At 42.7% G+C, this 12653-nt stretch carries 16 protein-coding genes; 8 read left to right on the top strand and 8 right to left on the bottom strand.

The window, feature by feature from the left end:
- The coding region (locus K941_RS0111025) for a hypothetical protein (protein WP_029103666.1) at window positions 1-242 on the bottom strand (242 nt) is incomplete at its 3' end.
- A 124-nt stretch (window positions 243-366) separates the two neighbouring features.
- Here K941_RS0111025 and K941_RS0111020 point away from each other — a divergent pair.
- The 5 genes from K941_RS0111020 (at window position 367) to K941_RS0111000 (ending at window position 3970) form a co-directional block, all read left to right on the top strand.
- On the top strand, window positions 367-681 hold the full coding sequence (locus K941_RS0111020) for a hypothetical protein (protein WP_147287586.1): 315 nt from the start codon (window positions 367-369) through the stop codon (window positions 679-681).
- A gap of 12 nt (window positions 682-693) precedes the next feature.
- Window positions 694-1467 carry a leucine-rich repeat domain-containing protein gene (locus K941_RS15635; RefSeq protein WP_051226031.1) on the top strand — a complete coding sequence of 258 codons (774 nt, stop codon included), beginning with the start codon at window positions 694-696 and terminating at the stop codon, window positions 1465-1467.
- Between the two features lie 15 nt (window positions 1468-1482).
- Complete coding sequence (locus tag K941_RS0111010) at window positions 1483-2040, top strand: hypothetical protein (RefSeq protein ID WP_029103664.1); 558 nt, start codon at window positions 1483-1485, stop codon at window positions 2038-2040.
- A gap of 14 nt (window positions 2041-2054) precedes the next feature.
- Window positions 2055-2327 (top strand): hypothetical protein, encoded by a 273-nt coding sequence (locus tag K941_RS0111005; RefSeq protein ID WP_029103663.1) that lies wholly within the window; start codon window positions 2055-2057, stop codon window positions 2325-2327.
- A 98-nt stretch (window positions 2328-2425) separates the two neighbouring features.
- Window positions 2426-3970, top strand: coding sequence for a pyridoxal phosphate-dependent decarboxylase family protein (locus K941_RS0111000; RefSeq protein ID WP_029103662.1), 1545 nt, complete (start codon window positions 2426-2428; stop codon window positions 3968-3970).
- 64 nt (window positions 3971-4034) lie between these two features.
- Here the strand turns inward: K941_RS0111000 and K941_RS0110995 are convergent, their stop codons facing one another.
- On the bottom strand, window positions 4035-4475 hold the full coding sequence (locus K941_RS0110995) for a DUF6636 domain-containing protein (RefSeq protein WP_029103661.1): 441 nt from the start codon (window positions 4473-4475) through the stop codon (window positions 4035-4037).
- A gap of 119 nt (window positions 4476-4594) precedes the next feature.
- On the opposite strand from K941_RS0110995, the gene K941_RS0110990 reads away from it, so the two are divergent.
- Window positions 4595-4852 (top strand): helix-turn-helix domain-containing protein, encoded by a 258-nt coding sequence (locus K941_RS0110990; RefSeq protein WP_029103660.1) that lies wholly within the window; start codon window positions 4595-4597, stop codon window positions 4850-4852.
- A gap of 34 nt (window positions 4853-4886) precedes the next feature.
- Here K941_RS0110990 and K941_RS0110985 read toward each other — a convergent pair whose 3' ends face one another.
- The 4 genes from K941_RS0110985 to K941_RS0110965 form a co-directional block, all read right to left on the bottom strand.
- Complete coding sequence (locus tag K941_RS0110985) at window positions 4887-5621, bottom strand: TetR family transcriptional regulator (protein ID WP_029103659.1); 735 nt, start codon at window positions 5619-5621, stop codon at window positions 4887-4889.
- Window positions 5622-5820: 199 nt separating this feature from the next.
- Window positions 5821-7125, bottom strand: a complete 1305-nt coding sequence (gene lpxB, locus K941_RS0110980) for a lipid-A-disaccharide synthase (RefSeq protein ID WP_036388228.1) — start codon at window positions 7123-7125, stop codon at window positions 5821-5823.
- A gap of 70 nt (window positions 7126-7195) precedes the next feature.
- Entirely contained in the window at window positions 7196-7519 is a 324-nt protein-coding gene (gene fdxA / locus K941_RS0110975) for a ferredoxin FdxA (protein WP_029103657.1), read from the bottom strand.
- A gap of 476 nt (window positions 7520-7995) precedes the next feature.
- The gene (locus K941_RS0110965) at window positions 7996-8484 is read right to left on the bottom strand and encodes a hypothetical protein (RefSeq protein ID WP_036388222.1); all 489 of its coding nucleotides are present in this window, start codon (window positions 8482-8484) and stop codon (window positions 7996-7998) included.
- Window positions 8485-8928: 444 nt separating this feature from the next.
- On the opposite strand from K941_RS0110965, the gene recJ reads away from it, so the two are divergent.
- The gene (gene recJ, locus K941_RS0110960; protein WP_084137749.1) at window positions 8929-10623 is read left to right on the top strand and encodes a single-stranded-DNA-specific exonuclease RecJ; all 1695 of its coding nucleotides are present in this window, start codon (window positions 8929-8931) and stop codon (window positions 10621-10623) included.
- A gap of 37 nt (window positions 10624-10660) precedes the next feature.
- Here recJ and queE read toward each other — a convergent pair whose 3' ends face one another.
- On the bottom strand, window positions 10661-11401 hold the full coding sequence (gene queE, locus K941_RS0110955) for a 7-carboxy-7-deazaguanine synthase QueE (RefSeq protein ID WP_051226029.1): 741 nt from the start codon (window positions 11399-11401) through the stop codon (window positions 10661-10663).
- A 468-nt stretch (window positions 11402-11869) separates the two neighbouring features.
- On the opposite strand from queE, the gene K941_RS17225 reads away from it, so the two are divergent.
- Window positions 11870-12055, top strand: coding sequence for a hypothetical protein (locus K941_RS17225; RefSeq protein ID WP_115341130.1), 186 nt, complete (start codon window positions 11870-11872; stop codon window positions 12053-12055).
- 248 nt (window positions 12056-12303) lie between these two features.
- Here K941_RS17225 and K941_RS0110940 read toward each other — a convergent pair whose 3' ends face one another.
- Window positions 12304-12561: a hypothetical protein gene (locus K941_RS0110940; RefSeq protein ID WP_147287585.1), complete on the bottom strand. Its 258-nt coding sequence runs from the start codon at window positions 12559-12561 to the stop codon at window positions 12304-12306.
- Window positions 12562-12653 lie beyond the last annotated feature (92 nt).

The following is a 12653-nucleotide window of genomic DNA, read 5'->3' as shown; positions in this document are numbered from 1 at the left end:
ATGGACTTTTCAATCTTAGCTAAGCGTTTAATGCCATACTTGGCTTGTTTAAAGCGATTGTTGGTACTGGTTTGGGGTTTAAGCAGTTTAACACGAGCAAGTTTTAAGACCTTGTAAATGGTAGGTCTTGATACTTTGTACTCGAGTGCCAGTGAAGTCAATGATTGCTTGTTTTTGTGATAAGCAGTCCAAATGGCTTCCCTATGGTGGGGAAGCAGTCTTGTGTTTTTGTGTATGTTCATTTGCAGTATTTTACCTTAATACTGTAAATAACGCGACTGTTTCTAACAGTTTAGCAAAACCATTTTAACGCTGAATAAATATCAAGCCTTATTTCAAACTCGTACCGACAACGCCTATTCTGCGTTGATTGATAAACCTTTGGATATTGACAGCACCATTAAACAGTTGCGTTTAACTCGCCCAAAACATTTGCAGACACAAGCAGAAGTCATCAGCAGTCAAGAAGTCCCAACGATTCAGCCACAAACAGTACAATCAATCACGCCTGAACCAGCCCCTACGCCAACTGCCAATGCTGAACCAACCGTATCCAAACACGCCAACCGCACACGGATTGATGAGATATTGGCTCGTACGGCACATCTACAAGATGAAACAGATGATATAGGCAATGCCAGTAGCAATAACACAATGCCTGATGTATTTAGTAAATATTAAAGGAGCATAGCAATGCGTCAAACATTTGAATCTTATAATCAATATCGTAGCTTGGTTGATGAGTTGGGAAGTCGCTTAACAGCGAAAATTAATGAGCGTGAATGGGAAAAGTTGGAAAGCGAATTATTAAAAATTATTGCTTGGGCGGATAAAAATAATGTGTCAGAATATCAATTACCAAGAGATACAGAAGAGTTATATGAAAAAAGCAAGTTAGAATTGCAAAATTTGGGATTGACTGATTTACCTAACAGCATTGGCAATCTGACCAATTTAACCAGGCTTAATGTTGATAGGAATAAACTCACCCAACTACCTGACTGGATTGGCAATCTGACCAATTTAACTTCTCTTTATGTTGGCAGTAACGGGCTTACCCACCTGCCTGACAGCATTGGCAAGCTGACCAATTTAGCCACGCTTGATGTTTTCAATAACCAACTCACCCACCTGCCTGACAGCATTGGCAAGCTGACCAATTTAACCAAGCTTAATGTTGATAGGAATAAACTCACCCAACTACCTAACTGTATTGGCAAGCTGACCAATTTAACTTCTCTTTATGTTCGTGGTAACGGGCTTACCCACTTGCCTGAATGTGTATTGCAATTAAGCCCAAATGTATTTTACAAAAAAGATGAAGTTATTCAAGCATTGCAAGAACGTTTGGAGCGTGAAAGACTGGAAAAAGAACGGCTTGAACAAGAGCGTTTGGAGAAAGAGAGATTAAGAAAGGAGCAAGAAGATGCCAAATTGGTCAATCGTATCAAACGCTTTTTCTCATAATCTTTGGAGAGTATAATGTCATTCAAAGACAAAATCTGGCGAATATATACAGGCGATTATACCGCCATTGGTAACGAAGTCGGTGAAAACTTAGCTCGTCAAGGCAAACCCAAAACCCATTGGGCAGTTCTCACTCGTCGTCATTTTATTAACTATTTTTGGCAAGCCAAACATTCTACCGACACGATGAAACAAGGCATTGACAAAAGTTATGATAATGTTTTATTTTCTCAAACATTGGCTCGTACCCAAGCCAATTTACTCTCTCCCACAAAACAAGGAGCAACAATGACCGCAAAAGACTATAATTCAATGCTGGCAGGTTTACGCACTGCCAAAAATGGCATTGAACGGCAAATCAACAATTTGGAAACCTATCTGAATGCGTATGATAAAAAGATGGCTGATATGTTGGCAGAAAATTTTTTGACCGATTATGTCAATAAAATCAGCAGTGAAAATGGTTTAAAACGTCAAATTGAGGTTTTGAAAAATATTTTAACCGCGATTAACAGTGAATTGTCTGTTATTCAACGCAAAATTGAAGAAGACAAAGCCAATGCTGAAAAATAATATGGGAGTAAGTTATGTCAAATTTATCTATTAAACAACAAATTGCCTTGTGTAATCAAAGCTTAAAAGCATTGGGGAATTTATCTGATGTGATTGATATTGCCCGTCAAGATGTCAATAATATTGTAACCGTATTGAGTGGTTTTGCTTTTGAAGAGTATTTATCCGATTTGTTTGGATTACAAGAGGATTATAAAGTTGCATCTGACCATACACAAGCGTTTATCAATAGTGAACATATAGAGTATTTGGATAAGCAAATTGCATATTTAGAAAGTCGCATTTAGTTGTTGTTAAAGGGCGATTGCTTGATATTTTATGTGTGTTGTATCGGTCGTTTATGCTATAATTGCTTTTATTTTTATTGATTTTATGAGATAAAGCTATGACCAACCTACCACAACACCGCCAAGCCCTACTTTGCAATGACAGCCAGTCAATCGCCGACTATGAACGTGCGATGACGGACGCTGTCAAAGCGGTAACGGCATGGCTTAAAAACGACAAAATGTACACAGGCGGTAGCATTAAAGAGCTTCGCTCCCAAATCGCCTTTAATCCCGCCAAAGACGGCTTGGGTGTGGATAAGGCGTTGGAGCGACTGGTAGAGCTGTTTTTAAACAAAAGTCTAAAAGTTCATCATCCCCATTCGCTCGCTCATTTGCATTGTCCTACCATGGTAACATCGCAGATTGCCGAAGTGCTGATTAACGCCACCAATCAGTCCATGGACTCATGGGATCAGTCGCCTGCAGGTTCGCTTATGGAGACTCAGCTCATTGACTGGTTACGCCAAAAGGTTAGCTATGGGGCAGGGCAGGCAGGCGTATTCACATCAGGCGGTACGCAGTCTAACCTTATGGGCTTGCTGTTGACTCGTGATTGGGCGATTAGCAAACATTACCAAGACGACAACGGCAAAGCGTGGTCGGTACAGCGTGATGGTGTGCCAAACGATGCGATGAAAAAAGTCAAAGTGCTATGCTCGGAAAATGCCCATTTTAGCGTACAAAAAAACATGGCGATGATGGGCATGGGCTTTCAATCGGTCGTAACCGTACCTGTCAATGACAATGCCCAAATGGATATAGATGCCCTTGCACGGATAATGGCGGACTTAAAGGCAGATGGCAAAATCGTGGCGTGTGTGGTGGCGACGGCTGGCACAACGGACGCAGGGGCGATTGATGACATCAAAGCAATCCGTACCTTGTGCGACAAATTCGGAGCATGGCTACACGTGGATGCGGCGTGGGGTGGGGCGTTGCTCCTGTCCAATGATTACCGCTCTATGTTAGATGGCATTGAGTTGACCGATTCGGTGACGCTGGATTTTCATAAGCACTATTTCCAAAGCATTTCTTGCGGTGCGTTCCTATTGAAAGATGAGCAAAATTACCGCTTTATGCACTATGAAGCCGAGTATCTCAACTCCGCCTATGACGAAGAACATGGCGTGCCAAACTTGGTGTCTAAGTCTTTGCAGACCACTCGCCGATTTGATGCGTTAAAATTGTGGTTTACGGTAGAGGCATTAGGCGAGGAGCTGTATGGCTCAATGATTGACCACGGGGTGAATTTGACAAAACAGGTGGCGGATTATATTCGCAATACAGACGGCTTGGAGTTACTTGTTGAGCCACAATTTGCGTCTGTGCTGTTCCGTGTTGTGCCAGATGGCTATCCTGATGAGTTTATTGATAGCCTAAATCAAAACGTGGCGGACGAGCTGTTTGCCCGAGGGGAAGCCAACATCGGCGTAACTCGTGTGATTGATAGCCGTCAAAATGTGCAATCGTTAAAGATGACGACACTAAGCCCAATCGCCACGCTTGAAAACGTGCAAGCCTTATTATCACAGGTGTTGGCGGAAGCCGAGCGTATCAAAGATGATATTAAAAATGGCACTTATACACCGCCGATTGATTGAGTTTTGATTGATTTAAACGAGAAAAAACCGATTAAGTGAGTTAATCGGTTTTTTGTTTGGAAAATTAAAACAGGGTTTGTTTGTTTCTACTTAACTGAAAACCGTGTCCTGATTTATTCACACATCTCATGCCTGCGGTTTGGCTAGTACAAGTCCAACCGTTGCCGTTGATTGACGAACCATAAGGAATAATCTTTGTAACATCTTCTGCTTTGTTCTCAGGCTCAAATTCATGATTGGTGCATTGAAGTTTGCCTTTGCCAGTTTGGTTTAAGGTAAATTCCAATCCAACGCCTTCACTGCATTTTGCAGGTTTTTTGGCAACGTTTTGAATGTAGCAAGTAAGGGCGTTGCCAGAACTGGCAATATTATCACCGCCACAGACAATATTACCACTAGGCGTGGCAAAAACCTTATTATGGGTGTTTGCGTAGTTAAATGATGACCAGCCAGCAAAAGCGGTTATTGCTGAAAATAGACCGCCACTGAGCAAAGCAATCTGCATAAGTTTTTTTCATAAAAACTCCTATTAATGGGAAAGAACGTGATTAATACTACGATATTTGTAGTATTAATCAAGAAAAAATATACGAAATTCGTAACTTTTAATTTGGAGAATAAGTTATGAATTTACAAGAAACTTTTACCAAACGCTTTAAGCAAGCAAGAAAAGCCAAAAATCTAACCCAAGAGAAATTGGGTGTTATGATTGGTTTGGATGGATTTGTGGCAAGCAGTCGCATCAATCGTTATGAAAAAGGTGTGCATTTGCCAGATTTGACCACATTAAACAACATTGCCACTGCCTTGGAAGTACCGCCTGCTTATTTTTTTGCTGATGATGAGTTAGCACAGATGATTTTGGCATACAAAAAAAGCTGATAATTAAGTCTAAATTATCAGCTTTTGGCTTGGCTTATTTTACATCTTCATCCAACACTGTCTTTTCAGTCGATTTCCAGTTATAAGCACCGTAGAGAATCATTTGCATTTGTCGAGTACAATGCAACAGCATGGCTTCTTTGGCTTGTTCTAAATCGCTATCAACAGGCTTGATCTCTTCATCGTCTTCAAGCTCGGGGGTGTAGGTCAAATCTAGCCAGTCGATAATCCATGAAAAACTTAGGTTTACCCCAATCTCGGCAAGCAAATAACGATCACTTTGGCTGACGTGTTCAAAGGCAGGTTGTAGTGCTAGGTCTTCGCTCATGACCTTGGCGAAAGTTTTGATTTGTTCGCTGATGGCACGGCGAACCGCTTCTGAACCACCAAAACGCTCGGCGGCGATGAATTGCCAGTAGCGTGGCTGGGCGTCCACCGCTTTAAAAAACAGTTGCACGCTTTTGGCGATTTGGCGTTCAAAGGTGCGTTTTTTGCCAAACTGCATATGTTCACGTAAGGTTGATAGAGCATCACCCAGCTCATCTTCTACCAGTGATTTACCCAGCTCTTCCATGTCATCAAAATGACGATAAAAAGCGGTCGGCACCACGCCTACTTCACGGGTTACCTGACGTAGGCTGATAGAGCTAAACCCTTGCCCCATCATACATAAGTCAAGCACGGCATTATAGAAGGCTTGACGGGTTTGGCGTTTTTTCTCTTCACGGGTTAGGGCTTTGGCTTCTTTGGTTTTGTCGGTCGTGGTCATAAGGCACCTTTTGGGTATTGATTGATAAATGATGGTAAAAGACAAATAAAAACGACCAAAATCCCAAAGTTTGTAGATTTTGGTGAATTACTGTTTATTATGTAGAAAAATCTCAAAAATTGCAAGGCTTTTGGTGTGAATGGATATTTAAATAAATATCAATCAAAATCTACCAAACAATTTTTGATGTTGGCGTACATTATAACACATTTTTTTGATTAAAAAAGTGCATAAGTACACTAACGGCAACATCATGGTGACTGTCGGTACGAAGCTTAGTGGTGGTGCGAGTAAGTTTGGCGATTTGTTCGCTAGGATTTGCCAGTGCGTCCAAAGCATGACGGGCGATGTTGTCGGCATTTGCATCATCTTGGATGAGCTCTGGTACGACTGCTTGTCCTGTTTGATTATAGGCTAGGATGTTGGGCAAGGAGACATAAGGGATTTTGACCAGTCGCTTGGCGATGGTGTAGGTTAGGACATTGACTTTATATACCACGACCATCGGGCAGTGCAGTAGCAGAGCTTCTAGAGTTGCCGTGCCTGATGCTAAGATGGTCAGCTTACAGGCGTTCATCACATTTTGAGACAGTGAGAGCGTGGTCGGCAGTCGCCCTGCTTGGTCGTCTTTGGCGTGATGAATGTTATCGGCGACATTTTTGGCAGTTTGGGTAAAGATGATGTGGCATTTGTCCAATAAATGTCCTGCTTGCTCTTTGATGAGCGATTTGACCAGATGGGCGTGTTCATGACTCACCACAGGTAGGATAAAGGCGTGGTCGCCTGCCTTGTCCAGCTTATCCATTGCCCCAATCAGCAAGGGCAAAATGGTGTTAATCTCACTGGTGCGAGAACCTGCCATCACGCAGATAGGGCGAGCAGGGCTATGTTGCAGGCGAGCAAGCTCAGGAAATAGCGGACTATAATCGCTCAAAAACTCATCGTAAATCTCACGCTCTGACCGCTCATCAGCCTGTATCTTGTCAAGCAAGGGATGTCCCACGCACACCGCAGGGTGTCCATGTTTGTCATAGACTGCCGTTTCAAAAGGGAATAAACACAGCACCAAATCGGTGGCGGATTTGATGCCAAAAATCCGCCCTTCACGCCACGCCCACACGCTTGGGCTGACGTATTGCACGCAAAAAATGGGCTTGATGACCGATTTTTGTTTGAGACTTTTGGCAAGGCGTAAATTAAAATCAGGAGCGTCAATGCCCACAAAAATATCAATGCCAATAGACAAAAACTCATCTAAAATCTCTTTTTTGGCAAGCAATAAATCCGGCAAATGCTTGACGACCTCACCGATGCCCATGACCGATAGGCGAGTCATGTCGATGAGTGAGTCAAGTCCCATCTTGGTCATCAGCTCACCGCCCACGCCAACCCAGCGAATGCTCGGATAAACGGCACTCATCTTTGCCATAAAATCTGCCCCCAATGCATCGCCCGACACTTCCCCTGCAACAATGCCAATGGTTAGGGGCTTGTCGGTGGGCAAGGTGGACAAATCAAAGGGGGGTATGGCGTGTGTCATGATGTCTCGTGGGTTTGTGATTGATTTTAAAAAATTAGCGTTCTAGATACTGGATTTTGCCTGCCACGCCGTCCCATTTTTCATGGTCGGGTAGGGCGTCTTTTTTCTCGGTGATGTTCGCCCATTCGTTGGCAAGCTCTTCATTAATTTTGATAAATTCTTCTTGACCTGCTGGCACTTCATCTTCGGAGAAAATGGCGTTGGCAGGGCATTCAGGTTCGCACAAAGCACAGTCAATGCACTCATCAGGATTGATGACCAAAAAGTTTGGACCTTCATAAAAACAGTCCACAGGGCAAACCTCAACGCAGTCGGTGTATTTGCAAAGAATGCAGTTATCGGTTACTACAAATGTCATGGCGATACCTTATTATTGGGATTGTAGATGTTGGATTGGCTTGACAAAATGACAAAATTTGTCTTGATTTTGAATAAGGCATGAAAATCACGCCCAAAAAAACAGGGTATATTTTATCCTTTTTAACAAATTTTCTCAAACCAAAGCTGATGATTTATTATGTCAAAATAGAAAATCTTTGTTAAAAAACGGCAAAAAGTTGTAAACAGTAAAAGTGATTATTATTACAATGAGCAAAATAGGCAGGGTTGATAAATAATGAGAATGATTGATGATTGTTAAGTTTTATTAGAGCGTGCCTGCCTTTTGTATTTGCAATGAAAAACAAGATTTAGCCATTTTCATGCAAAAATGGTTAATTTATTTCTAAAATATCTCTATATTGTAAATAGTGTTATAAAGGGCAGGCACGCCCTACAAATTTTCATCATAAAAAAGCAAGGCGAAAACCTTGCTTTTGTTTTTGTGTTTTTAGATTAAACTGTTTTGTCTTGTTGGGCGGATTTTGCCACACGGTAGCATTCTTCGATGTGGTCAAAGGTGATTTTTTTAAAAATCATATAACCAATTGTCCCTGCGACAATCTGACCGCCTAGGGGTACATATTTGGCGACTTGTTTGCCGATGATACGCCCGCCAAAGCCTTGCACGGTTTTATTGACGATACCACGTGTGGCGACCAGTCCGCCCACGGCAAGCACTTTGTCTTTGATGTTTTTCTCACGAGCTTCGGCGGTGTCTTTGTCTTCTAGACCAAAACGCTCAGTGATTTGGGGGAGTAGCTTAGTGAGCATGCCAACATCCACCGCCACGTCCAAAAATGGCAAAGGAACGATGGCAACGCCTGCTGAGATTTTGGCACGAGATTTGGCAAGCTCTTGACATTCACGGCGGATTTGCTCCAGATTAAGTCCGTTTACGTTTTTGGCGATTAGGGTGCTTTTACCAAGGTCGCTAAGGTTCATGAATTGCTCCAAATTGATTTGTAAAATGTAAAGTACGGATAAATCATACCACAGTATGCAGATGGTATTGTAATAAAGTTGCTAACAAAATGTATCATCATGTAAATTTTGGGCAATGATTTGGGGTAAGTTAGGGCAAGTTTTTCGGTAAAACTGTGCTAAAATAACCACAAAGATAAATGCAAAAGAAAAAGAGAGTAAGTAATGAGTACACAAAATTACCAAGACGATGACAGTCCTTTTGATAACCACCCATCGCCAAACCCGCCCAAATCCGCCCAAGCGACAAGCACGCAAAAATTTGCCAATGCCAATTTGTCGCACCTGACCAACACGAGTGTGCAGGACTTTGAGCGTGCCTTTGATAAAGTCGGGCGGTTTACCTCTAAGCACCTGACACTTGCTCCACGTCATCAAGGCGATGTGCCTGATGAGCTAACGGCGATGTTTGGTGAGACACTCGGGCGACTGCTTGTGTCACGGCAGATAGACAGTATTGATGAGATGGACATGTCTGTGGCAAAGCTCCTGCCTGCGAGTGATTTATTGGGGCTGGATGTGGGGGCGGACATCATCAGTCGTGCCATTGATGAGAACAAACGCATACTTATCGTGGGCGATTTTGACTGTGATGGAGCGACATCGACCACGCTCATGGTGCGGTGTTTGCGTGAGATGGGGGCGGATGTGCAGTTTTTGGTGCCTGACCGCTTTAAATTTGGTTATGGGCTGACCCCCCAAATCGTGGAGCATGGAGCAGAAGAATTTGACCCCAAGCTCATCATCACGGTGGATAATGGGATATCGAGCCATGAGGGTGTTGCCAAAGCGGACGAGCTGGGCATTGATGTCGTCATTACCGACCATCATTTGACGACCAGTAGCTCGCCCAAGGCAAGTGCGGTCATCAACCCCAACCAAGTCGGCTGTGAGTTCGGCAGTAAATGGCTCGTGGGCGTGGGCGTGGCGTTCTATGTCATGGGACGTGTCGCCAAAATCCGCCGTGAGATGGGTAAATCGACCACGCAAGTCGCCAAATATCTTGACCTTGTGGCGTTAGGGACGATTGCGGATGTCGGTCATCTTGACCAAAATAACCGCATTTTGGTAACCCATGGGCTTAACGCCATTCGAGAGGGTCGGTGCTGCGTGGGGATTTTGGCACTCTTGGAGCAGGCGGGGCGGGACGTGCGTAAGATTACGGCAGATGATTTTGGTTTTGCCATCGCCCCACGCATCAACGCCGCAGGGCGTATGGATAACATGCGAACAGGGGTGGAGTGCCTGCTGACCGATGATTTTGGCGAAGCACACCGTTTGGCGATAGAGCTGAACCGTCTTAATCACTCACGCCGTGCCATAGAAACACAAATGCGTGATGAAGCCAGCAGTATCATTGATGAGCTACATTTGTCTGATGAATCCGATGATAAGCCCAAATGTGCCGCCAAAGCCATTTGTCTGTATCAAGACAACTGGCACCAAGGCGTGATTGGTATCGTGGCAGGGCGTATCAAAGAGCAGTTGTACCGTCCAACCATTGTCTTTGCTCCTGCCGATGCTGACAAAGTAGGCGATGATGACCTAATCAAAGGCTCGGGGCGGTCCATTGTGGGTGTGCATATCCGTGATGCCATTGAGACGGTGGCGATGGCAAATCCTGAGCTGATTTTGCATTTTGGTGGTCATGCGATGGCGGCAGGCTTGACCATTCATAAGCGAGATTTTGAGCGGTTTAAGGCAGAATTTTTAAAAGTGGTGGACGGCTTTGATGATGAGCTGTTTAGTGAATTAAAGTACACCGATGGCGCGCTAACTCCGCCTGATTTTAGTCTAGCCTTTGTCCATGCCCTAAAAAATGTCAGCGTGTGGGGCAACGGCTTTTTGCCCCCTGCCTTTGATGGGGTCTTTGAAGTGGTTAATTTTCGCATTTTAAAAGACAAGCATTTAAAGCTGACGTTGCGAGCCGATGGTGTGCAGTATCCGATAGATGCCATTTGGTTTAATTATGACGTGGACGAATGGGATTATCGGGCAAGTGCAGTGCATATTTTGTTTACCTTAGACATTAACGAGTGGCAGGGTAATAAGAGTTTGCAACTGATTATCAAGGATTTGGCGGTGTGTGCGATTGATTAGATAACATAAAAGCCGATATTGATTATCGGCTTTTGCTTTATTTGCCCTTAGCATCCGCCCAGATGATTTTGTGCAGTTGTAATTGAAAACGCACGGGCAAACCGTCCGCCAAAATCCACTCGGCAAGCTTTATCGCCAGATTTGACACGTCTGATTTACGCTCGTCTATATTAAACATGGGCGAAAACCACACCACACCACATTTTTTGTCAAGCTCGTATTTTTGCAAAACGTCTTTTGCCCAATCATAATCGGCACGGTCAGCGATGACGATTTTGATTTGGTCATGGGAAGTTAGATAACCTAAATTTTCCCATAAATTTTTATCCACTTCGCCCGATGACGGACTTTTTAAATCCATAACCTTTGACACCGCTATTGGCACGTCCTTGACCGACAACGCCCCTGCGGTTTCTAGCGAGATTTCATAGCCATTTTCTAATAACAATTTCATCAAAGCAATGCTGTTTGGCTGGGCAAGTGGCTCGCCCCCTGTTAGGCAAATGCGTTTGCAGGGGTACTCTTTGACATGCTCCAAAATCGTATCAAGCCCCCAACGCTCGCCCCCTGTAAATGAATAAGTTGTATCGCAATAGACACAGCGAAGTGGACAACCTGTCAGACGAATAAAAATGGTCGGCAAACCCATTGCCAAGGCCTCGCCCTGCAAGGAATAAAAAATTTCGGTAAGTTTTAGCCCTGCGGACGGGTCGGTGGTGGGGATTTGGGTGTTTCTAAGTTGAATGGATTTGGGGGTGGATTGGCTGTTGGCTGACATAGGGATAATAATGATTGAAAAACTCACTATTTTAGCAGATTTTGGCAAAATTTTGGGAAAATTATAACATTGAAAATATCAACATTAAGAATACACCAATTTAAATTTATCAGGCAAATAAAAAGGCGGGTGCGTGCCATAGGTTGGGTTAAGTGTAATAAAACCCAACATTTTAAGCCCGAATCTTAATTTTGTGGTAATTTTAAAGTTATTTTGGCATACAATTAAAGTTATTGGTTTTTCCTTGTTAAAATTTAGATTATTTTAACAGATTTTAAGGATATTTAAAAATCAAAATAAGAATTTATATGTAGAAAATTGGTATTATATTTCGATCTACTAGCTTAATAAATACAATAGGATTGATAATTTTAAAAGAAAATTGTTGGCTTTACTTTTAGTTTTAAGCAGAAAAATAATAAACAAAAGTCTGCTAATGATAAAAGCAAACAAAATTCTGCGATTAAAATGACTGATAAACAGCGTCTAATGTTTGCCAAAAAACTGGCGAGTTTGCCAGAGTTAGGCAGTTATGCCCCTATCGGAGCTAGTGCCGATGATTTTGTGAACAAAATCGCTGATGAACTGTTAGACCCCACCAAATCCGATTTTTATAAGCCTTTTTTGGAAGTGGTGGGGTTTAAATTAGTCTAGTCATATCTTACTGTGTTTTTGGTAGAGATAGTATATTGGGCTTGGTTTATCTTAAAGTAACTTTCTATTCATACTCCTGCTTGCATAATTATTCAACATTATTCAACGATTATTTCTTTTGAAAAGCACATGTAGGTTTATGATTAAAATTAAAATTGCTACAATCAGATGAGTGTGTTTCTGATCTATTATAGCTAATATTATTCCTATAAAGCTCATAAAAATCCAAGTCCAAATGTCTAAATTTTTCATACACAGCTTGCTCCATGACTTGATGGGACGTTCCACCATAAATATCCACCAACGGCTCCGTTAAATAAACCAGCTCTCGCAAGATTTTTTGCTATAATTCCTTCAACGAGTTTGGCATAAGTCGCTTCAGCTAAGACGGCTTCTAAAGCTGTAGGTATCAAAGCTACGAGTAAAGATCCACCTCCAAATCCACTCATAAAACAATCCTTTTCGTCTTGTTCTTGGAATAAAATATTATAATAGACTTCCTGCAAAACTAGGCTTTCCGTTCGCCCCGAGCTTGTTGAGGGGTGGCGGAAAACCGTTATGGTTCGACAAGCTCACCACGAACGGTTTTCCTTATTTT

The sequence above is a fragment of the Moraxella caprae DSM 19149 genome (assembly GCF_000426885.1).
GTDB lineage: Bacteria > Pseudomonadota > Gammaproteobacteria > Pseudomonadales > Moraxellaceae > Moraxella > Moraxella caprae.
The sequence above is the reverse complement of the archived record's forward strand: the minus strand, read 5'-3'. Positions and strand labels throughout refer to the sequence as shown.